Raw genomic sequence first — 19,646 nt, 5'->3', positions numbered from 1 at the left:
CTTGAGTTCTCGTGCCGCCTGTCCCAGGCTTTGGGAATGAGCGCCGATCTTGAGCCTTCCGATGTGCCCGGCACGGCTGAACCGTCCCCACTGAGGGGCGATGTCCGGACCGTGCTCAAGGTCGATGTCATGGTCATCGGCGCCGGCCAGGCGGGGCTGTCCTCCGCCTATCACCTGCAGAATCTCGGCCTCGCCGCGGGCAGGAACTATCTCGTCCTCGACAAGTCCCCGGAATCAGGCGGCGCTTGGCAATATCGCTGGCCCACGCTGACCCTGAGCACGGTCAACCGGATCCATGACCTGCCGGGCATGCAGTTCTCCGATGTGATCGAGCCCGGTCTCACGGAAGTGAGGGCTTCCGAGGCTGTTCCCCAGTACTACGCAGCCTACGAACGCAAGTTCCGGCTGCCGGTCTATCGCCCGGTGGCGGTCAAGGTCGTCTGCGACCGCGGTGACCGCTTCAGGATCGAGACCGATCGCGAAACCTTCTCGGCCCGCGGCATCATCAATGCCACCGGCACTTGGGAGACCCCCTATATTCCGGGGTATCCGGGAGCCGATCGCTTCCTGGGCCGGCAGCTTCATACGCGCGATTACCGCACGGCCGACGAATTCGCCGGCAAGCATGTCATCGTCGTCGGCGGCGGCATTTCAGCTCTGCAGTTGCTCGATGAGATCTCCCGCGTCACCTCGACCACCTGGGTGACCAGGCGCGAGCCGCAGTTCCGGGAGCGCCCCTTCACGGCGGAGGATGGGCGGGCCGCCGTCGCGATTGTCGAAGACCGGGTCAGGCAGGGCCTGATCCCCGGTTCCGTCGTGTCGGTGACCGGGATTCCGTTGACACCGGCCTTGCTCGCTGCCCGCGAGCGCGGCGTGCTGCAGCGCTTGCCGATGTTCAGCGAGATCACCGAACAGGGTGTGCGCTGGGCTGATGGGGCTGAACAAAGGGCCGATGTCATTCTCTGGTGCACCGGCTTTCGCAGCTCGCTCGACCATCTGGCGCCGCTGCAGATCCGGGAGGAGAAGGGCGGCATCGTCATGACCGGCCGGCTCGCGACCCAGATCGCCAAGGACCCCAGGATCCATCTGGTCGGCTATGGTCCGTCAGCCTCGACGATCGGCGCCAATCGGGCGGGCGCCGCTGCCGCGCGCGAACTTGCGGATTATCTCGGCCTCGTCAGCTAAAGCATCGGCCCGAAAAGTGGATTGCGGTTTTCGGGGCAAAGCCGATGCAAACACAAAGGGTTAGATCATCGGCCCGAAAAGGGATCATTCCCGTTTCATTTCGCCCGTTTCATTTCGATCAACTGGATCAGATTCCCGCAGGTATCGTCCAGGACCGCCATGCGCACAGGTCCTGCATCCATCGGTTCCAACGTGAACACGACCCCGCGCTCGCGAAGTCTTGCAAACGCCGCATTCAGACCCTGGACCTGGAATGAGGTTGCGGGAATGCCGTCCTTGACGAGAGCGTCCTTGTAGGGCTTGACCGCCGGATGCTCGCTCGGCTCGAGCAGCAGTTCCGTCCCCCCAGGGTCCTCTTGCGACACCATCGTCAGCCAGCGGTGGTCCCGACGGGAACATCATTCTTCACGATGAAGCCGAGCGTATCGGTGTAGAAGCTCAGGGCCTTGGCCTGGTCGTCAACAAAGACGCTGGTCACATAGATTCGCATGGTGAGTGCCTTGGAGCTGCTTCTTGAGGAATGGGTTCTGGTTCGCCCCCTCAATGAGGGGGCCTGTCCCGCCCTTTTTGCGAGCATGTCGAGCTTTGTCGGGAGAGGTTGTCCGATCTGTCGTTGCCTCCATTGGTGCTCCACAATCCAGGAGTATACAACCTGGACGGGAAGGCCCGGGCGGCCGAGCCGGCACTCCTGTGCCGATCGCATTCAGTCAGGTCGGCGCTCGATCGTCGCTGGGGCCTTGCGTTGACCGGGCCGGTTCATACCTTCCAATAGACGCAGCCAATCTCGGTCGGTCGGCGCGTCTCGCTTTGGTTCGGCCTCCATTCGGGATGGAACGATGAGAATCGGCCCGATCTTGCACTCCATCGTGGGCGTTCGGTCGTCCATTCCCGCCGATGCCTTCACGGCCTCCGCGCTGGGCACAAGGAGGGAGGGCAGCGGCGTGGTCATTCGCGACAACGGGCTGGTGCTCACCATCGGCTACCTCATTACCGAGGCCGAGGACGTCTGGCTGACGACCCGGACCGGACGCGTGGTTCCCGCGCATGCGCTGGCCTATGACCAGGAGACCGGCTTTGGCCTGGTGCAGGCGCTTGAACGGCTCGATCTGCCTGCCGTCGCGTTCGGCGCCGCCACTGATGCCGCAATCGGCCAGGACGTCGTGCTTGCAGACGGCATCGGGCAAGTCGTACAGGCCAGCATCGTGGCCAAGCAGGAATTCGCCGGCTACTGGGAATATCTGCTCGACGAAGCCATTTTTACCGCGCCGGCGCACCCGTCCTGGGGAGGCGCGGCGCTGATCGGACCGGATGGAAAGCTTCTGGGCATCGGCTCGCTGCATCTGCGGATGGGCCGGGCCGGCGAGATCTTTGACGTCAACATGGCCGTGCCGATCGATCTGCTCCCGCCGATCCTCGACGATCTGCTCGCCCGCGGCCGGGTGGACAAGCCGCCACGCCCTTGGCTCGGTGCGTTCTCGGCCGAGAGCAACGGCGAGGTCGTGGTGATGAGCGTGACTGAGGGCGGGCCGGCAGCCCAGGCGGGCCTGCGCCCCGGCGACATCATCTCGGATGTTCGCGATGGCGAAATCGATGGCCTGGCCGATTTCTACCGGAAGCTCTGGGCGAGCGGCCCAGCAGGCGCGGAGGTCCCGATCAGGGTCGTCCGCGATGGCCGCGAGACATGGCTCCGCATCAGATCGGCCGACCGGGCCAGCTTCCTGAAGAAGCCGCACTTGCAGTGAGTGGGCGAAGCGGGCCGGGAGCCGGCCTCGGCGCGTCGGTTCTTGTTTCCGGAATCCCGCTGCGCTGCATCGCGAGGGTGGGAACCAGGCTCTCGCAGCGCTATACTTCGTCAGGTCATTTGGCCGGTTCGGAAGAGGTTTGCTCGCGCTGGCCTCGGCCGGACGGTGTTATGATCTTGCCGGTTCTCACTTGGTCCAGTTCCTCAGGCGGAGACGCTTCGTATGGCAAATGGATTACGGCCCCCGGTCTCGCCAGGCGAACTGGCGCCTGATTTCGTGCTCCCCACGGTCGATGGTAGCGGGATCGCGTCACTCTCCGATTACCGCGACAGGCGCTCGGTGTTCCTTGCGCTGTTCGTGGGGCTGTGGTGCCCGTTCTGCCGGCGGGCGATCGCGCACATGGCGGCGACCGATCGTGAGCTCAAGGCCATCGGCGTGGAAACGCTCGGGATTGTGGCAACGCCGCTGGAGAATGCGCAGCTCTACTTCAGGTTTCGCCCGAGCAACCTGCGCCTGGCGGTCGATCCGGAGCTCTCGACCCATCGCGCCTATGGTGTGCCGAAGCCGCCCGCGACCCCGGAACTGCTGCAGGCCTTTGCGACGCTCCGGATCAATCCGAATGATGAGTTCCCGCAGCCCCTGCCGATCAAGGAGGCGGCCGACCTGCTGACCAGGCTCGACGGCCACAGGGAGACCCCGACCGACCGCGCCGACATGGAGCGGCAATGGCCCCAGCTCAAGGGCCAATTCCTGATCGATCCGCATGGGATCATCCGCTGGGCGAACATCGAATGCGCAGCAGAAGGGCTCGCGGGGATCGGAAAATTCCCCTCGACGGCCGAAATCCTCGCTGCAGCGCGAGCCCTCTTTGCGTCCGAACCGGGGGGCACGCAGGCTCACTAAAGCATCGGCCCGAAAAGTGGATTGCGGTTTTCGGGAAAGCCGATGCAAACACAAAAGGTTAGACCATCGGACCGGATACGATTTCCGGTCCGATGGTCTAGACGAAGAACAGGCGCAGACGCGGTGAGCCGTGGTGATCACGCCTGCTCGCGCTCCAAACCCTATCTCCGCTCTTGGGCGGGTCGCTGGCGGCCGGAGGCGCTGGATTGCGGACCCGCCGATCCGTCCGCTGAGGCTTTCCGCCATTTCCGGCTCAACGTCGAAGCAGATGACGTGGCGATGAACCATGGAAGCCGGAGCGTGATGACAAGGCCAGGCGCCGTAGCGCGCGCAGAGCGTCCGTTGATCCGCAGGGCTGCGAAAGGCCCCTTGGGCCGGCGCGTTGATGCCTAGCATAGCGAATATCTATTTGCCGCTTGGCGAGCGACCCCGAACAATCGTCGCTGCATTCAAAGGCAAATGCCTCCCCCGGGGCTTTGCCCCGTTCGAGGCCGGGATATCGCCCGCCTGCGTCAGGAAAGTAAGATACCAATGGTCCCTGCGGATACCCGGATCGACATCGAACGCTTCTGGGCCACGATCGAGCGCTCGGCCGAGATCGGCCCGGGTCGGCCGGGCGGGCTCTCGCGGCTGGCTCTGTCCGATGCGGACAAGCAGATGCGTGACGAGTTCGCCAGCTGGTGCCGTGACGGAGGCCTCAGCCTGCGGATCGATGGAATCGGCAATATCTTTGCCCGCCGGGCTGGAACAGATAATGGCCTGCCTCCCGTGGTCATCGGCAGCCATCTCGATACGCAGATCAATGGCGGCCGCTTCGACGGCATCGCCGGCGTACTGGCTGGGCTTGAGATCTGCCGCAGCCTCGACGCGATCGGCCATCGGACGCGCCGGCCCATCGAGGTCGTCAATTGGACCAACGAGGAAGGCGGGCGCTTCTCGCCGCCGATGGTCGGCTCCGGCTGTTTCGTCGGCGCCTATCCGCTCGACTGGGCAAGGGGACGCATGGATGACGACGGCAAGTCGATCGGCGAGGAATTGGCGCGCATCGGCTATCGCGGGGAGATGGAGCCGACCCCGCACGCCTTCGATGCTTACTTCGAGTTTCATATCGAGCAGGGTCCGCATCTCGACCGGGAGGGCATGCAGGTTGGTGTCGTGACTGGCGGCTATCCGTCGACCGGCATGTTGGTCGAGTTCCGCGGGGAAACGGCCCATACCGGCCCTTGGCCGATGGAGCGACGCAAGAACGCCCTGGTGGCGGGGGCCAGGCTGCTGGTCGCCGTCGACGATCTGGGCTGGCAATATGCCGGAAGCGGCGGCAAGGCCACGGCGGCGCGACTTGTCGCCTGGCCCAACAAGCCCGGCATCTTATCCGACTGGGCACAGGCCGTTTGCGACGTCCGCCATCCCGACGGGGAGACCGCAGCCGTCATGGCGGAGCGCATGCGCCGGGCGATTGGCGAGTCGGCGGCTCGCGCCGGCTGCACGGCCGAGATTCTCGACAGCTGGAACTGGGGCGGCGACATCTTCGCGGCGGATCTGGTCGACGAGATACGCGCCAATTCACTCGCCTTCGGCTACCGGACGAAGGACATCCACAGCCAGGCCGGGCATGACGCCTATTTCGTGGCGCGCCACGCGCCGGCTGCAATGATCTTCGCTCCGTGCAGAAACGGCATCACGCACAACAACCTGGAGCTCTGCACCAGGGACGATCTCGAGCCTGGGCTGAACGTCCTCTTGCAGAGCGTCCTGGCCCGGGCGGACCGCTAGATGATCTACCTCCAGTGTTTGCATCGGCTTTCCCGAAAACCGCAATCCACTTTTCGGGCCGATGCATTAAAGGGGAAGGTCAAGCATATCGGGCACGCCGCCTTCGGCGGCGGGGTCATCGCCCAGTTCTTCACTTGCCAGCTCGGACTCGAACAGCTGCAGGAACGCCGTTTCGGCAGCGCTCATCGCCATGGTGGGGCTGGTCACGAAATACAGATCGGCACCAAGCCCGTTGCCCGCCGATGACAGGTTCCACAGCGTGCCCGCCTCAACGGCATCCGAGACGGAGGCCAAGGGCAGAATGCCGATGCCCAGGCCGGCAGCGATCAAGCGCGCCACCTCTTCCAGGTTCGGGCTGGAGGCGACGGTTCGGCGGCCGAGGCCAGCTCCCTCGCGCAGCGAGACCATCGGCTCGAGGGCACCGTCCTGGCCGCAAGCCAGCGCGATGAAGGCCTCGTCCTTCAGTTCATCCAGGCCGACATCGGAGCGGCCATAGAGCTCATGATCGCGTCCGCACAGGATGCCGAACTCTTCCCGCAAGAGCAGCCGGCAGGTCAGGCCGGCCAGCGGATTCGGGAGCAGGCAGAGGCCGAACGGGCTGAGTTTCTGCGAGACCGAGCGGACGATATCCTGGCTGGTCGCGACATCGATCCGGACCGTGACACCCGGGTGCCGGCGGCTGAGGCTGGTCAAAGCCCGGTCGAACGCCGGCAGGACGACATGAGTGACGACCTGGATACGGACGAGCCCTGTCAGCTCGTCATGTGCCTCCGACAGCTTCTCACCGATCCGGGCGACGCTGCGGTAGATCTCGGCGCATTCCTTGTAGAGCAGTTCGCCACGCTTGGTCAGGACGAATCGTCGGCTGTCGCGTTGCACGAGCTGGCTGCCCAACGTCTCTTCCAGACGCTGCAGGGCCGCACTGACCGAAGGCTGGCGCACCAGCAGCCGGTCCGCCGCTCGCGTGATGCTGCGCTCTTCGGCAATCACCAGGAAGGTATGGAGCAGGTTCCAGTTCAGGTGGTGGAGCTTGGGGCGCGTGGTGTTCAACAGCGGTCTCCGGGGCCTCCTGCCGACAGCAGCACCCTGAGGTTCATCCTCGGGACTCGCACCTCGAAACGGAATGGCAACGCAGCTTGCGCCATTCGTCAATCTTTGTCGCAACCTATCGGTCGTCGAGGGACGGTCGGTTGGGCTCATGACGTCGAAGCACGAGTCATGCCACGCATCAGGCCGTATGAGCGCCCGGCCGCCCGGCGAGCCCGGTAGCGGTCAGGAAGCCTTGGCATCGAGAGCATCGCGCACACCGTCGCCGAGGAGGTTCACCGCCAGGATCAGCAGGCAGAGCGCGGCGCCCGGCAGGGCAATGAGCCACGGATCGAACAGGATATGCTCGCGGCCCTCCGCGATCATCAAACCCCAGGACGGGGTCGGTGGCCGCGCGCCCAGGCCGAGGAAGGACAGCGCTGCCTCGAGCAGGATGACGTTGGCGACCTCCAGCGTCGCCACGACGATCAGGATGTTGCGCAGATTCGGCAGCAGGCTACACAGCATGATGCGAAGGTGCGAGGCACCGAACGATACCGCGGCCTGGACGAATTCGCGGTTGCGCAGCCCTTGCGTCGCCGAGCGTACGACCACTGCGAACCGGTCCCAGAGCAGCAGGCTGAGCACGATGGCGAGCGTCCTCAGCGAGGCTCCGCCCAGCGCAACGGCAGCGAGCGCGACAAGCACGATCGGCAGTGAGAGCCGCGTCGTGATGACGAAGCTGATCAGCATGTCGACCCGGCCGCCGAAATAGCCGGCCATCAGGCCGAGCATCGTCCCGATGGCGCCTGCCAGCAGCGTGACGCCGATCCCGATGCCGAGCGAGACCTGTGATCCATGGAGAAGACGCGCGAGATAGTCGCGGCCGAGATGATCCGTGCCGAGCGGATGCGCGAGATCGGCGCTCGCATGCCAGAAGGGGGGGAGCAGCCGGCGCGTCAGGTCCTGGGCAATCGGGTCATGCGGGGACAGGAGCGGCGCAAACAGCGCGATGAAGAAGATCAGAGCCAGCAGAACCCCGCCCAGGCGGATACCGACGCTGGCGTTGATGCGCCGCCAGAGCCGGCGCCTCTGCAACAGGCGGCCGTCGAGGTCGAGCATTGTCATCAGGCGCTCCGCAATCGGGGGTCGAGCCAGGCGTTGATGAGGTCGGCAATCGTGGTCAGCGTGACGTAGATCAGCGACAGGATCAGGATGATCGCCTGCACGACGGGCAAATCGCTGCGCAGCAGCGACTCCCACGCCAGCCGGCCCATGCCGTTGATCGCAAAGACACTCTCGATGACGATCGAGCCTGAGAGCATCATGCCGAATTGCACGGCTGCCAGCGAAACCAGCGGCAGGATTGCGTTGCGCAAGGCGTGGATCAGCAGAATTCTGATCCGTGGCAGGCCCTTGGCCTGCGCCGTGCGGATGTAATCGGCCCCCAGAACGTCAATCATGCCGGCCCGCGTCATTCGCATCAGGGCGGGCATGGCGTAATAGCTCAGCACGATGACCGGCAGGATATAGCCCTGCCAGGTCTCCGTTCCGGAAATCGGGACGAGGCTCCACCAGACGCCGAAGACGACGATCAGGATCAGCCCCAGCCAGAAGCTGGGGATCGCCTGCCCGAATACGGCGAGCATCAGGGCCGCCCGGTCGAGAGCACTTCCCGGCCGAATCGAGGCGAGGATGCCGAGCGGCACGGAGACGAGCAGCGCCAGCAGGAAGGCGGCGCTCCCGAGAATGAGCGTCACCGGAAGTCGCTCGGCGATGATCGCCCCCACCGGCAGGTTGAAGTAAAGGCTTGTCCCGAAATCTCCGGTCAGCGCCTTGCCGATCCAGCTGAAGAACTGGAGCGGCATTGGGCGATCAAGCCCATAAGCCTGCCGGATGATCTCGACATCCTGGGCCCTGCCTGCCTGGCCCGCGAGCACCACGGCCGGATCGCCGGCGACGAACATCAGCCCGAAGCTGACAGCCGATACGGCCAGGGCGACGAGCGCGGCGACGATCAGGCGGCGCGTGAGAAAGGGCAGCATGACTTGCGTGCTCCTATGGCTCCCGCTCGTGCAAGGGCTGCCCTGAGCAGCCGCTTGCCCGGCGGGAGTCTGCGGGCGCTAGATCGCCGTGCGTCCGTTCGGACGCAGGATGGCGATCTATCTCTTTGTTTGAGCATCGGATTTTTCCGAAAACCGGATTCCACTTTTCGGTCCGATGCTCTACTTCCAGCTTGCCAACCACCAGCGAGCGAACTCGTCCGGATGCGGCTTGAAGACGAGCGCAGGCGACAGGCCGTAGTTGATGTTGAAATCGTACATCGGCAGCCAATAGGCCTGCTCGGCGATCTTCTTCAGCGCCTTCGCATAGTTCTCCTGCCTCAGGGCGCGGTCCTGGGCGCTGTCGGCTGTGGCCACCAGCTCGATCACCTCCTTGTCCTGGACCAGGTCGTCGGCGCCACCGCCGAAGAAGTTCGAGATGATGAACGCGACGTCGCCCGTGCCGTAGCTGCCCCAATTGGTGAAGAAGGCCGGCAGTTCACCCGCGCGCCATTTCTGCACGCCAGCCGCATATTGCTGTTCGTTCAGCGTCACCCGGATGCCGACCTTGGCGAGATCGGCCGCGATGGCCTCGGCCACCGGGCGGGGCATGGCAGCGAAGACCATCTCGATGTCGAGCCCGCCGGAGAAGCCGGCCTCAGTGAGGAGCGCCTTGGCCTTCTCGGGCGCGTAATCATAGCGCACGACGTCCTGCGCGCAGCCGAACTGCTTGGGATTGCAGGCAGCGTTCAGGACCTGCGATGCGCCGCCCGCGAAGGCCTTGACGATCGCCTCGCGATTGACCGCGTGGTTGATCGCGCGGCGGACGAGGACGTTCTTGGTCGGGTAGTCCTTGCCCTTGCCCGTGACGGCAAAGCCGACATAGGCGATACGCATGATCGGGCCGCTGACGACCTGGATACGGCTGGCGAGGCGGCTCGCCTGGTCGGGCGGAATCCGCCAGGTCCAGTCGAGCTTGCCGGCAAGCAGCTCGGCGAACTGGGTGTTCAGCTCCGGGATCGTCCGCACGACGAGCTTGCCGATTGCCGGCTTGCCTTTGGGACTTCCGGCATAGTGGCCGTCGAAGCGCTCGAAGGCGTAACGGATGCCCGGCGTCATCTCGACGAGCCGGTAAGGCCCGGTGCCAACCGGCTTGGCAGCCATGCCGGCGGAGCCGCCTTCCTTGAAATAGGCCGCCGGATAGATCGGCAGGGCATCGGCCAGCATCTCGATGGCACCGGCAAACGGCTTCGCCATCTTGATGCGAACCTTGAGGTCCGAGACCTTCTCGACCTTCTCGATCCAGTCGACCGCAATCCGGAAGCGCGTGCCGTAATTCGGATCGAGGACGGTGTTGAGGGTGTAGACGACGTCGTCGGCGCTGAACTTCGCACCGTTATGGAAGACGACCCCTTCACGGAGATCGAACTCCATTGTCGTGGGGTCTACGAAGCGCCACGACGTGGCAAGTGCGGGCTTGATCTCGCCCGTGTCGAGATCCTTGTAGAGCAGCCCGTCATAGATATGGCGTGCGAGGATGAGCCCCTCGCGCCCGGCGATCTTGTAGGTATCGAGCGCCTCGGGCTCGAGCGCGAAGGCGACATTCAGCGTGTCGTCGGCCTTGCCGGCGAGAGCGGGTGCGGCCGAGACCGTCACTGAGGCAGCCAGTATCGCACCGGCCAACGAAGCAAACCCAAATCGCGTCATGGTCATGTTCCCCTCTTCTTGTTTTCGAATGATTGGCGTCGAGCCGACAGGCTGGCTCCGGCCCTGTGTTGTCAGGCCCGCGTCGCCTGTTCGATCAGGGCCCGCGCCCCGTTGATCTCGTCGATCCTTTCCCCCGAGGCGATCCGGGCGATGATGCCGAGCTCGGCCGCCTGCATGGCGAGAGCGGTCTCGGACAGGCGTTGCGCCTCGGCGGGCTCGATCACGCAGACGCCGCTTTCATCGGCCAGGACCAGATCGCCTGCGCGGATGCGCACACCGCCGCAATCGATCTCCGCATTGATCGAGCCGCCGCGGCCGAGGAGCTTTGTCGTCAGTGGTGAGCGGCCCCTGCACCAGACCGGCAGGCCCGAAGCACGGATCGCCGCGAGATCGGTAATGAAGCCGTCGATGACGACGCCGGCCACGCCTGCTGCGATGGCAGCCGCGGTCATCAGTGCGCCCCAGCAGGCGTGTCGATCGTCGCCCTGCCGGTCCACCACAATGATGTCGCCAGGCGCGGCCAAGGCAACGGCATGAGCCAGTATCGCCCCGTCATCGGGAGGTGCGCTGACGGTGAGGGCCGGGCCGCAGATGCGACGCCCCTCGCTGACCTGCTGGATCGCGGGGGTCATGAAGCCCTGCGTCAGCACATGGCCAAGGGTCGCCGTCTCGACCTCGGCCAACAGTGACGCGGCCGCATCGCTTCCTCGATCAGTTCGCTGCCTGATGTCGAACATCCACGTGATCCGCGTGCTGGGATTAACCTCGGGCGTGACGATAATCGGCTGCCGGCGGCCGGCCTAATAGACTGTTCCTATGTCAGGAATAGCCGGCGTTGCCGGCAAACCGCAGCGTCGCTCCGCATCGGCGAACCCCGCAGCGCAGAGGGGTGGGCTCCCTTCAATCTCACGAGCAGGCCATGGAGAGGAGCCGGTCGGTTTCCAACGGCACAGGCCTAAATGCGAGCGATGCATAAATAACGGCCTGACACTGGGGCAAAACTTCCTGTTTTGCCAATGCCTTCCGTCGAGGCCTTGTTGTCCTCGCTGAAGTCGCCATGCGCTGACACCCCGCACTGCGACGGCGGTTGGCTGTCGGGCAGGAAGCCGAAGTCCGAGCGCCCCAGCCATGCGTGGAGCTCCGGCGGCATATCCGGAAAAGCTGGGAATGGCGGCCTGTCCTTGCCGGCGAACTGTGCTCTGATCGCAGCCAGCGACTGAGGACAGGACGACTGACGATGCATGGCCGCCGCCCGACATTGTTTTCACGCCACGGCATGGTTGCCGCGGCCCACCCGCTCGCCGCCCAGGCCGGCGCCAGGCTCCTGATCCAGGGAGGCAATGCGTTCGACGCCATTGCGGCGACCGCTGCCGCCCTGACCGTGGTCGAGCCCTTCATGTCGAGTCTCACGGGTCTGGGATCGGCGACGCTCTGGACCGCCGCCGAGAGCCGCGTCCGCGTGCTCGACTTCGTGCCGCCGATCCAGGCGAGCTTTCCGGCCGAGCGCTTCACCAAGCGGGCCGAGCTGGAACGCGGTCCGCATGCGGTCGCGGTGCCGGGCAATCTCGCCGGCTGGTGCGAGCTGGCGGCGCGCTATGGCAGGAAGCCGCTCAGCGAGATCCTGGAGCCGGCGATCGCGCTCGCCCGCGACGGTTTCGCGCTCTCCGAATTCGGTGTCGAGGAGTTCAACGAGCAGGCGCCGCTGCTCGCGGCCTGGCCCGAGCTCTATCCCGCCTTCAGCGCCAACTACCTGCCGGATGGCGGGCCGGTGAAGCTCGGCCAGGTGCTGCGGCAGGCCGATCTCGCCGGCACGTTTGCCGAGATCGCGGCCAAGGGGCCGGACCATCTCTATCGCGGCGCGCTGGGCGAGAGGATCGTCGGGTATCTGAGTGCGCTCGGTGGCAAGATGACAATGGCCGATCTCGCCGCCGTGCAACCGCGCTGGCGCGAGCCGCATGCCGTGAGCTATCGCGGCCTCGAGATCCATGTTCCGCCGCCGCCCTGCGAGGCGTTCCAGTTCCTGCTGAGCCTCAAGCTTCTCGAAGGCTTCGATCTCTGCAGCCTGACCAAGGACGGGCCGGAGCATCTCGACCTGGTCTATCGGGCCATCAGGCTCGCCGCCGGCTTGCGGATCGCGAGCAACAATCCCTCCGCCGAGATCCTGGCCGAGATCTTCTCCGATGCCGCCATTGCGCGCCTGCGCCAGCGCATCAGTGACGGCGAACCGATCGGGGGGCCGACTGAGCAATGGACGCCGCAGGAGGCGGAGGATCCCGCCCATACCACCTCCTTCTCGGCGGCCGATGCCGAAGGCAATCTGGTCTGCATCACCAACAGCCTCGGCAGCCCCTTCGGCAGCGGCATCGTCGTGCCGGGCACGGGGCTCTGCCTCAACAATTTCCTGTACTGGGCCGATGTCCAGCCCGGCAGTCCGAACCGCTCGAAGCCCGGCGACGAATTGCCGATGTGCATGTCTCCAAGCGTCTCGACGCGCGCCGGCAAGCCGGTGCTCGCGCTCGGCACGCCCGGCAGCTACGGCATCATGCAGACGCAGACCCAGGCGACGGTGCAGCATCTCGATTTCGGCCTGCCCCTGCAGGAGGCGATCGAGGCGCCGCGGGCACGGCTCTGGGACGGTCGCTTCATCCAGGCCGAGAACCGCATCGCTGCCGGGACGATCGAAGAGCTGCGGCGGCGCGGCCACGAGATCGAGGCCTTCGATGTCGGCTGGACGATGAAATGCGGCGGCATGCAGGCCGTGGCGATCGACCCCGCGACCGGCATGATGACCGGTGCCGCCGACCCGCGCCGGGATGGTTACGTGGTGGCGGTGTGAGGGACGGCAGGTGATCTGTCGGCCGGATTGTGCCGCGGGCTTTCGGGCCGGCGCGCCATGCCGGCCCAAAAGCCGCCCAAAAGCCGGCCCTCATCGACCGGTTCTCAGAAATCGCTTAATGGGCAATGTGCCGGATGCCTGGACCGGCTGTGGCGGCTTTGTCGCCGGTGGAAAGACCTGTGATGACCACATCGAGCGACCAGATGACCGAATCTTCCGCGGCGGATGAAACCTTCCGTCCGCATACCTCGCATTGGGGCGTGTTCTCGGCCCGCATGCAGGATGGCCGGCTGGAAGTCCGGCCCCATGCGGGCGACCCCGACCCGAACGAGATCATCCAGAACTTCCCCGCCGCATTGCGCCATCGCGCGCGGATCGCGCAGCCCATGGTTCGCCGCGGCTGGCTCGAGCGTGGCCCCGGTCCGGACGATCGGCGCGGGCGCGACGAATATCTGCCGATGTCCTGGAGCGCCGTGCTCGACCTGCTCGGGGGCGAGCTCGCGCGCATCCGCGACAACCACGGCCCGGGCGCCATCTTCGGCGGCTCCTATGGCTGGGCGAGCGCGGGGCGTTTCCACCACGCCCAGAGCCAGATCCACCGTTTCCTGAACACCTCGGTCGGCGGCTATGTCCGCTCGGTCAACAGCTATTCCTCGGGCGCCTCCTCGGTCCTGGTGCCGCATGTCATCGGCGACTACGAGGACCTGGTGAAGCGCAATGTCTCCTGGGAGCAGATCGCCGAGCACAGCGAGATCGTGCTCGCCTTTGGCGGCATGGCCCTGAAGAACAGCATGGTGGCCGGCGGCAGCATCAGCAAGCATGTCGAGCGCGGTGCGATGGACCGGGCGAGGGCACGCGGTTGCCAGTTCGTGCTGGTGGGGCCGCTCCGGGGCGACTTGCCGGAGGAGGCCGGCGCCGAATGGCTCTCCTGCATTCCCGGCAGCGACACGGCGCTGATGATGGCGCTCGTCCACAGCCTCGTCGTCAACGGGCTGCATGACCGCGACTTCCTCGAGCGCTGCACGGTCGGCTGGCCGGTCTTCGAGCGCTATCTCCTGGGCGAGACCGACGGCCAGCCCAAGGATGCGGCCTGGGCTGCGGCGATCACCGGCGTTCCAGCCGATGCGATCACGGCGCTGGCGACGCGGCTGCATGGCCGGCGCGCACTGATCGTCGTGGCGCATGCGCTGCAGCGCGCCGAGCATGGCGAGCAGCCGGTCTGGATGGGCATGGTGCTGGCGGCCGCGCTCGGCCAGATCGGCCTGCCTGGCGGCGGCTACGGCTATGCGCTCGGGGCGATCGCCTATTACGGGCGGCGCTACAATGCTGCCCCGGTGCCGACATTCTCGCAGGGACGAAACCCGGTTTCCGACTTCATTCCGGTCGCCCGCATCGCCGACATGCTGCTGAACCCTGGGACGAGCTATCGCTATAACGGCCAGACCCGGATCTATCCCGAAATCAAGCTGGTCTACTGGGCCGGCGGCAATCCGTTCCACCATCACCAGGACCTGAACCGCCTGCGCCAGGCCTTCGCCCGGCTCGACACGCTGGTCGTGCATGAGCTGGCCTGGACGGCAACCGCGCGCCATGCCGACATCGTGCTGCCCTGCACGATGACGCTCGAGCGCGAGGATATCGGCGGCAGTTCCAACGACCCGCTGCTCGTGCCCATGCAGCCCGTCGTCGAGCCTTATGGCGAAGCGCGCGACGATTATGCGATCTTCGCCGATCTCGCCGAGCGGCTCGGCACCCGCCAGGCCTTCACCGAGGGCCGCTCGGTGCGGCAATGGCTGGAGCATCTCTACGAGCCGACCCGGGTCGAACTCGCCGCCCAGGGCCTGCCGGCGCCGAGTTTCCAGGAATTCTGGGCGGGCGAGGGTTTTGAGCTGCCGCAATTGCCCGATGATGGCGGGCGCTTGCGAAAATTCCGCGAGGACCCGGCCCGGCATCCGCTGCCGACGCCGACCGGCAAGCTGGAGATCTATTCGGAGACGATCGCGAGCTTTGGCGAGGCGGATTGCCCGGGACACCCGACCTGGCTCGGACCGACCAATGTGCCCGATCAGACATCGCCTTTCGTGCTGGTCGCCAACCAACCGCGCACCCGGCTGCACAGCCAGTTCGACTTCGGCGGCCATAGCAGCAAGGCCAAGCGTCGCGGCCGTGAGGTCGCCTGCATGCATCCGGACGATGCGGCCGCGCGCGGCGTTGCCGATGGCGACATCATCAGGATATCCAACGAGCGCGGCGCCTGCCTTGCCGGCGTGCACGTCACCGACGGCATCCGCCAGGGCGTGATCCAGCTCCCGACCGGCGCCTGGTACGATCCCGCCGACCCGAGCGAGGACAAGTCGCTCTGCGTCCATGGCAACCCCAATGTCCTGACCCGGGATATCGGAACCTCGGCCCTGGCGCAGGGCTGCACGGGACAGCTGACGACGGTCCAGGTCGAACGCTTCGACGGCAACCTGCCGCCGATCCAGGCCTATGACCCGCCCGCCCGCCAAGTGGTGCCGGCCTAGCAGCCCGGCTGGAGACAGCGGGCCCGGGCAGGAGGGCCCCAGGACCTGGCGCATACCCCCGGCGTTTGTGCTTCACGGGCAACGGCTCTGGAAGGCGCAAGCGCAAGTGGAGGCAACGGGCAGGCGAAAGTGGCTCCCTCGAATGGCAGAGCAGGGCAGCGCTATGGCTTTGCCGGCACTGCCGCGGGCTCTTGCAAGTCGCGGCGCTGCTGGAGGCGAAGTCCAAGGGTCCAGCATAGCGTTGCCCCGACGCTGCCAATGCACCATCCCGCCAGGACATCGCTCGGATAATGCGTGCTGAGATAGTGCGGCTGAGGCCGACTGCCACTGTCAGGAGGATTGCCAGAGACATCGGATAAGCCCTGACCCTCCTGTCGTCGTTTCCTGAGACAACAGGGCGCCAAGCGTCAGGAATGTGATCGCAGACAGGTTGCGTGGCCGCTCGGAAAGTTCGCGGTGAAGATCGTCGCGAAATGACACCTTAAGCATATGAGGATCGGCATATGTCGAGGTCTCATTTATCCATGAAAGGGCATAATGTTATCCATCCTGCCTTTGTAGTGCGACGAAATTCGCTCTGTTAGGCTGCTTGTTGTTCGGATGGCTTCGCGCAGTAACGCTGCAGCGAGTCCTTCACGATGCGAGCGATGTCGCGCCGCGTCAGGCTCGCATCGGTATCGAACCCAGGTGCTGGGAAGATATACGACTGTCACGGCGAAGAAACGCCCTGCAAGACGCTTGGTTGCGCAGTAGTTCGCTAGTCATAGGAAAAAGATATGAGACCCTGCAATGCCCACAATTGAGAAGCCGCTGATCGCGATTGTTGGCGCAACCAGTAAGCAAGGCCGCAGCGTCGTCACGGCGCTTCTGCAAAGCCAGCGTTTCCGCGTTCGCGCGCTGACTCGGAAGAAGGACACTTCCGCGGCTCAAAGCCTCGAAGCGCTTGGTGCCGAAATCGTAACGGTGCCACTCGAACTCGGCCATCAGAAGGACCTTGTCGCGGCGTTGAAGGGCGCGGATGGCGCATTCCTGATGACGCCGCCCATCGCGCCACCGGAGACGATCGAAGCGCCTTTAGGCCGGCAGCTGGCCGACGCTGCGGTTGAGGCTGGCGTTGGACATATCGTTTTCAGCACCCTCGAGAATGTCGACAAGGTCTCGAAAGGAACGAAATATGCGCCGCACTTCACGGACAAGGCGCATGTTGCCGACTATATTCGCGGCCTGCCCATCTCCCATTCCTTCGTCATGCTGGCATTCTTTTACACGAACCTGCTCGAATATTATGTGCCGCGCTTTGAGGGCGACACGATCCTGCTGCCTATCTACCTTCCCGAAGATTTCCGCGCACCTTTCGTCGATCCGCTCACCGCGACCGGGCCGGTTGTTCTTGAGATCTTCTCGAACCCTGCGCTTTACAATGGAAAAACCCTCCCGATCGTTGGCGATGTCATCTCACCGCGCGAAATGGTCGAAGCCTTCCAGCGGGTGACCGGTATCAAGGCCGAATATCGAAACGCTTTCACGCGTGATGGCCTGCTGCGCCATTTTCCGGAGTTCGCCGCTAACGAACTGCTTGTCCGGGAACTTCTAGGAATGGTCGAGTATGCGGTCGAATACGGATATTATGGCAAAGAGCACGATCTGGATTGGAGCCGCCGCCTAAACCCGGATACACTCAATTGGGAGCGATATCTGCGCTCGACGGGATGGCGCGGCGATAAGCGATCCTTCGGGCTCTGAGAGCTTGAGAAGTTTAAGTCAGGACGCGCCGATACCGGGTAGTTTCGAAAGTTCGGCCACGAGAAAATCGATGAGAAGTCGCACGCGGGCGATGCCCGCGCGCTCAGGCACAATAAGCAGGCTCAGAGGAACGCTGGCAAGGCTATATTCGTCAAGAAGGACTTCGAGCTCGCCGTTGTCTAGCAGATCGTGAACCAGCCAAAGGTGGGCAGGGCCGATGCCGCGTCCGGCGGCGAAGGCGGCACGTGCGGCAAGTCCGTGATCGACACGCAACGTCCCGCTGACCGGCACCATCAGGCTGGTCCCCTCGCGGGCGGAGAAAACAATCTGGTCGCTTCCCGCCACATTGGACATCACGACGCTTTCGTGCCGTGACAGATCGGCTGGACGCTCCGGCCGTCCATGAACGGACAGATAACCGGGTGATCCCACCAGCAGGCGACGGCTTTCTCCGATAGCATGAAGCTTCATCGAGCTATCGGCTGTGGGTCCAAGTCGCAATGCCACGTCCACACCTTCGCGGACAAGGTCGATACGCTCGTCGGTGAGATTGAGGTCAACCCTGATATCCGGGTGCTTGTCCTGGAATTTGAAAATAAGGCGCGTAACGTGCATAACACCGAGCGCTGCCGTGCAGGAAAGTCGAATGGCCCCTGCGGGAGCCTGTCGCGCATCCCGGGCTTCTTCGGCGGCCTGTTCGACCAGGCGTAGAATCTGAAGGCAATTTGTATAGTAGCGACTGCCTTCGTCGGTGAGCATGACGCGCCGCGTAGTGCGACTGAGGAGAGGCACGCCAAGAGCGTCCTCGAGCTCATTGAGATGTCGTGTCACCGTCGATTGGCCTACGCCAAGTGAAATCCGCAGCCAGGCCGAACTTGATCCCCCCTTCGATCTCGATCTCCGTCCCGTCTCGCATCGCCCGCAAGGAATAGGCGGGGAGACGGGAGTCGCCTCTCCAGGCCATATCGTAGAGCTCGGCGAGCTGAGGCGCTGGCCCATTGATGAGATCGCTCAGGAACCTGAGAACGCCGAGACCGAGACTGACCTTGGCGGCCCTGGACCAAAAAGCACCCCGGTTCAACGCCGCACGCCGCTCCGCGTGATGTGTCGCTGACCTCCAGGTGCCGACGACCTGCCAGATCGCGATGAGCGTCACGACAAGCCAGGTCAGGACATTGAGCCAAAAGATCGGTGCCGGATCGTATCCCGTGTCGGTGGAGAAGATCAGGTTGAGCGCCAGGATCGTGAACAGCGCGACGATGTTGCCAAGGACGGCGATGCCCCAGAAGGACCAGCCGAGGCGCAGCTCGCCGCGCCAATGCCGGGCGATGATGTTCCTCCCGGGATGGGCTGGGCCGGCCTGTGCAGCCGGCGGTGCCAGCATGCGCTGCTGCGGATCGATCTCGAGGTCGGACGGGGCCGCCGGGTTCGATAGGGCCCCAGGCTTGACGTCTGCTGGTGTGGCATCGCTCATCGGCGGATCAGGACGATTGAACGCCATCGATTCCGCCTTCGACCGCCGCCGTGCGGCAGCGCCACGACTGCGCAGAAAATCGATGGCGAACACCACCAGCTGAGGAAGGGCGTAGTCGCCAAAAGCACTGACAAAATCTGGATCGTTGCCGTCGGCCCTGCCAAGGCCGCTCAGCAGCGTCGCGATGATCAGCGATAACCCATTGGCGATAAAAACGCGGGACGAGGTGGTGAACCTGCCGACGATCGCGGAGATGATCGTCGTCAATACGAGGGCAATCAAAAAACCGCCGATGAATTGCTCGAACAGAAAAGCCACGACCGTCCCCCCAGACCCTGCGCAACCATACAGAGGGGTTCCGGTCGTTCGCCAGCGGGAGGATGAATCTGGCTTGTGGATGGCATGACTGACGAGCCGGCTAAGTCTGTTTCTGGGCTGCTGCGGCCATCTGGCGCGCGCCGGATGAAGCGCGCGCCCCTGGCCAAGCCTTCATGTGTGGTCGATGAAAGGCAGAGCCAGGGGCTTGGTATCGTGATGCCGGCATGCGCTTTGCCGCGCGAGATCAACTCGTCCAGGGCAGGGACCAGGTCTTGACGTTGGTGAAGCTCTTCATGGCTTCGACGACGCCCTCCTTGTAGCCGAGGCCGGAATCCTTGATGCCGCCGAAGGGCGACATCTCGATGCGGTAGC

At 64.7% G+C, this 19,646-nt stretch carries 17 protein-coding genes; 7 read left to right on the top strand and 10 right to left on the bottom strand.

Annotation, left to right across the window (positions count from 1 at the left end):
- Window positions 1-36 precede the first annotated feature (36 nt).
- Window positions 37-1,185: an NAD(P)-binding domain-containing protein gene (locus tag FG93_RS04555; RefSeq protein WP_081881301.1), complete on the top strand. Its 1,149-nt coding sequence runs from the start codon at window positions 37-39 to the stop codon at window positions 1,183-1,185.
- A 95-nt stretch (window positions 1,186-1,280) separates the two neighbouring features.
- Here the strand turns inward: FG93_RS04555 and FG93_RS04550 are convergent, their stop codons facing one another.
- Entirely contained in the window at window positions 1,281-1,553 is a 273-nt protein-coding gene (locus tag FG93_RS04550; RefSeq protein WP_280114120.1) for a VOC family protein, read from the bottom strand.
- A 2-nt stretch (window positions 1,554-1,555) separates the two neighbouring features.
- Window positions 1,556-1,675, bottom strand: coding sequence for a VOC family protein (locus FG93_RS33790; protein ID WP_280114119.1), 120 nt, complete (start codon window positions 1,673-1,675; stop codon window positions 1,556-1,558).
- Between the two features lie 346 nt (window positions 1,676-2,021).
- On the opposite strand from FG93_RS33790, the gene FG93_RS04545 reads away from it, so the two are divergent.
- From FG93_RS04545 to FG93_RS04535, 3 genes are all read left to right on the top strand, one after another.
- Window positions 2,022-2,927, top strand: coding sequence for a S1C family serine protease (locus FG93_RS04545; RefSeq protein ID WP_043232378.1), 906 nt, complete (start codon window positions 2,022-2,024; stop codon window positions 2,925-2,927).
- A 222-nt stretch (window positions 2,928-3,149) separates the two neighbouring features.
- Complete coding sequence (locus FG93_RS04540; protein WP_052513372.1) at window positions 3,150-3,830, top strand: redoxin domain-containing protein; 681 nt, start codon at window positions 3,150-3,152, stop codon at window positions 3,828-3,830.
- A 531-nt stretch (window positions 3,831-4,361) separates the two neighbouring features.
- Window positions 4,362-5,603, top strand: coding sequence for a Zn-dependent hydrolase (locus tag FG93_RS04535; protein WP_043232376.1), 1,242 nt, complete (start codon window positions 4,362-4,364; stop codon window positions 5,601-5,603).
- 66 nt (window positions 5,604-5,669) lie between these two features.
- Here FG93_RS04535 and FG93_RS04530 read toward each other — a convergent pair whose 3' ends face one another.
- From FG93_RS04530 to FG93_RS04510, 5 genes are all read right to left on the bottom strand, one after another.
- Window positions 5,670-6,653, bottom strand: coding sequence for a LysR family transcriptional regulator (locus FG93_RS04530; protein WP_052513371.1), 984 nt, complete (start codon window positions 6,651-6,653; stop codon window positions 5,670-5,672).
- 222 nt (window positions 6,654-6,875) lie between these two features.
- Entirely contained in the window at window positions 6,876-7,757 is an 882-nt protein-coding gene (locus FG93_RS04525) for an ABC transporter permease (protein ID WP_200878065.1), read from the bottom strand.
- Window positions 7,757-8,674: an ABC transporter permease gene (locus tag FG93_RS04520; protein ID WP_043232373.1), complete on the bottom strand. Its 918-nt coding sequence runs from the start codon at window positions 8,672-8,674 to the stop codon at window positions 7,757-7,759. Before FG93_RS04520 ends, FG93_RS04525 begins: the two co-directional genes overlap by 1 nt.
- Window positions 8,675-8,854: 180 nt before the next feature.
- Window positions 8,855-10,384, bottom strand: a complete 1,530-nt coding sequence (locus FG93_RS04515) for an ABC transporter substrate-binding protein (RefSeq protein ID WP_043232370.1) — start codon at window positions 10,382-10,384, stop codon at window positions 8,855-8,857.
- A gap of 65 nt (window positions 10,385-10,449) precedes the next feature.
- Window positions 10,450-11,115, bottom strand: coding sequence for an RraA family protein (locus tag FG93_RS04510; protein ID WP_043232368.1), 666 nt, complete (start codon window positions 11,113-11,115; stop codon window positions 10,450-10,452).
- Window positions 11,116-11,615: 500 nt separating this feature from the next.
- On the opposite strand from FG93_RS04510, the gene FG93_RS04505 reads away from it, so the two are divergent.
- The 3 genes from FG93_RS04505 (at window position 11,616) to FG93_RS04495 (ending at window position 17,482) form a co-directional block, all read left to right on the top strand.
- Complete coding sequence (locus FG93_RS04505; protein WP_043232365.1) at window positions 11,616-13,214, top strand: gamma-glutamyltransferase family protein; 1,599 nt, start codon at window positions 11,616-11,618, stop codon at window positions 13,212-13,214.
- Between the two features lie 203 nt (window positions 13,215-13,417).
- Window positions 13,418-15,739: a molybdopterin guanine dinucleotide-containing S/N-oxide reductase gene (locus tag FG93_RS04500; protein ID WP_043232519.1), complete on the top strand. Its 2,322-nt coding sequence runs from the start codon at window positions 13,418-13,420 to the stop codon at window positions 15,737-15,739.
- A 789-nt stretch (window positions 15,740-16,528) separates the two neighbouring features.
- Window positions 16,529-17,482 carry an NmrA/HSCARG family protein gene (locus FG93_RS04495; RefSeq protein WP_043232363.1) on the top strand — a complete coding sequence of 318 codons (954 nt, stop codon included), beginning with the start codon at window positions 16,529-16,531 and terminating at the stop codon, window positions 17,480-17,482.
- An 18-nt stretch (window positions 17,483-17,500) separates the two neighbouring features.
- Here FG93_RS04495 and FG93_RS04490 read toward each other — a convergent pair whose 3' ends face one another.
- The 3 genes from FG93_RS04490 to FG93_RS32270 all read right to left on the bottom strand — a co-directional run.
- A complete protein-coding gene (locus tag FG93_RS04490; protein ID WP_244448499.1) occupies window positions 17,501-18,346 on the bottom strand; it encodes a LysR family transcriptional regulator in 846 nt (281 codons plus the stop codon).
- Window positions 18,294-19,274: a hypothetical protein gene (locus FG93_RS33480; RefSeq protein WP_244448494.1), complete on the bottom strand. Its 981-nt coding sequence runs from the start codon at window positions 19,272-19,274 to the stop codon at window positions 18,294-18,296. Before FG93_RS33480 ends, FG93_RS04490 begins: the two co-directional genes overlap by 53 nt.
- A 244-nt stretch (window positions 19,275-19,518) precedes the next feature.
- Window positions 19,519-19,646: aldehyde dehydrogenase family protein (locus FG93_RS32270; protein WP_152579303.1), on the bottom strand; the 128-nt coding region annotated here is incomplete at its 5' end.

The organism is Allobosea sp. LC85 (genome assembly GCF_000735605.1).
Taxonomy (GTDB): Bacteria; Pseudomonadota; Alphaproteobacteria; order Rhizobiales; family Beijerinckiaceae; genus Allobosea.
The sequence above is the reverse complement of the archived record's forward strand: the minus strand, read 5'-3'. Positions and strand labels throughout refer to the sequence as shown.

Coding starts and splice junctions, on each gene's coding strand:
- FG93_RS04555 (WP_081881301.1), top strand. CDS start 37: ATGAGCGCCGATCTTGAGCCTTCCGATGTGCCCGGCACGGCTGAACCG.
- FG93_RS04550 (WP_280114120.1), bottom strand. CDS start 1,553: ATGGTGTCGCAAGAGGACCCTGGGGGGACGGAACTGCTGCTCGAGCCG.
- FG93_RS33790 (WP_280114119.1), bottom strand. CDS start 1,675: ATGCGAATCTATGTGACCAGCGTCTTTGTTGACGACCAGGCCAAGGCC.
- FG93_RS04545 (WP_043232378.1), top strand. CDS start 2,022: ATGAGAATCGGCCCGATCTTGCACTCCATCGTGGGCGTTCGGTCGTCC.
- FG93_RS04540 (WP_052513372.1), top strand. CDS start 3,150: ATGGCAAATGGATTACGGCCCCCGGTCTCGCCAGGCGAACTGGCGCCT.
- FG93_RS04535 (WP_043232376.1), top strand. CDS start 4,362: ATGGTCCCTGCGGATACCCGGATCGACATCGAACGCTTCTGGGCCACG.
- FG93_RS04525 (WP_200878065.1), bottom strand. CDS start 7,757: ATGACAATGCTCGACCTCGACGGCCGCCTGTTGCAGAGGCGCCGGCTC.
- FG93_RS04520 (WP_043232373.1), bottom strand. CDS start 8,674: ATGCTGCCCTTTCTCACGCGCCGCCTGATCGTCGCCGCGCTCGTCGCC.
- FG93_RS04515 (WP_043232370.1), bottom strand. CDS start 10,384: ATGACCATGACGCGATTTGGGTTTGCTTCGTTGGCCGGTGCGATACTG.
- FG93_RS04510 (WP_043232368.1), bottom strand. CDS start 11,115: ATGTTCGACATCAGGCAGCGAACTGATCGAGGAAGCGATGCGGCCGCG.
- FG93_RS04505 (WP_043232365.1), top strand. CDS start 11,616: ATGCATGGCCGCCGCCCGACATTGTTTTCACGCCACGGCATGGTTGCC.
- FG93_RS04500 (WP_043232519.1), top strand. CDS start 13,418: ATGACCGAATCTTCCGCGGCGGATGAAACCTTCCGTCCGCATACCTCG.
- FG93_RS04495 (WP_043232363.1), top strand. CDS start 16,529: ATGCCCACAATTGAGAAGCCGCTGATCGCGATTGTTGGCGCAACCAGT.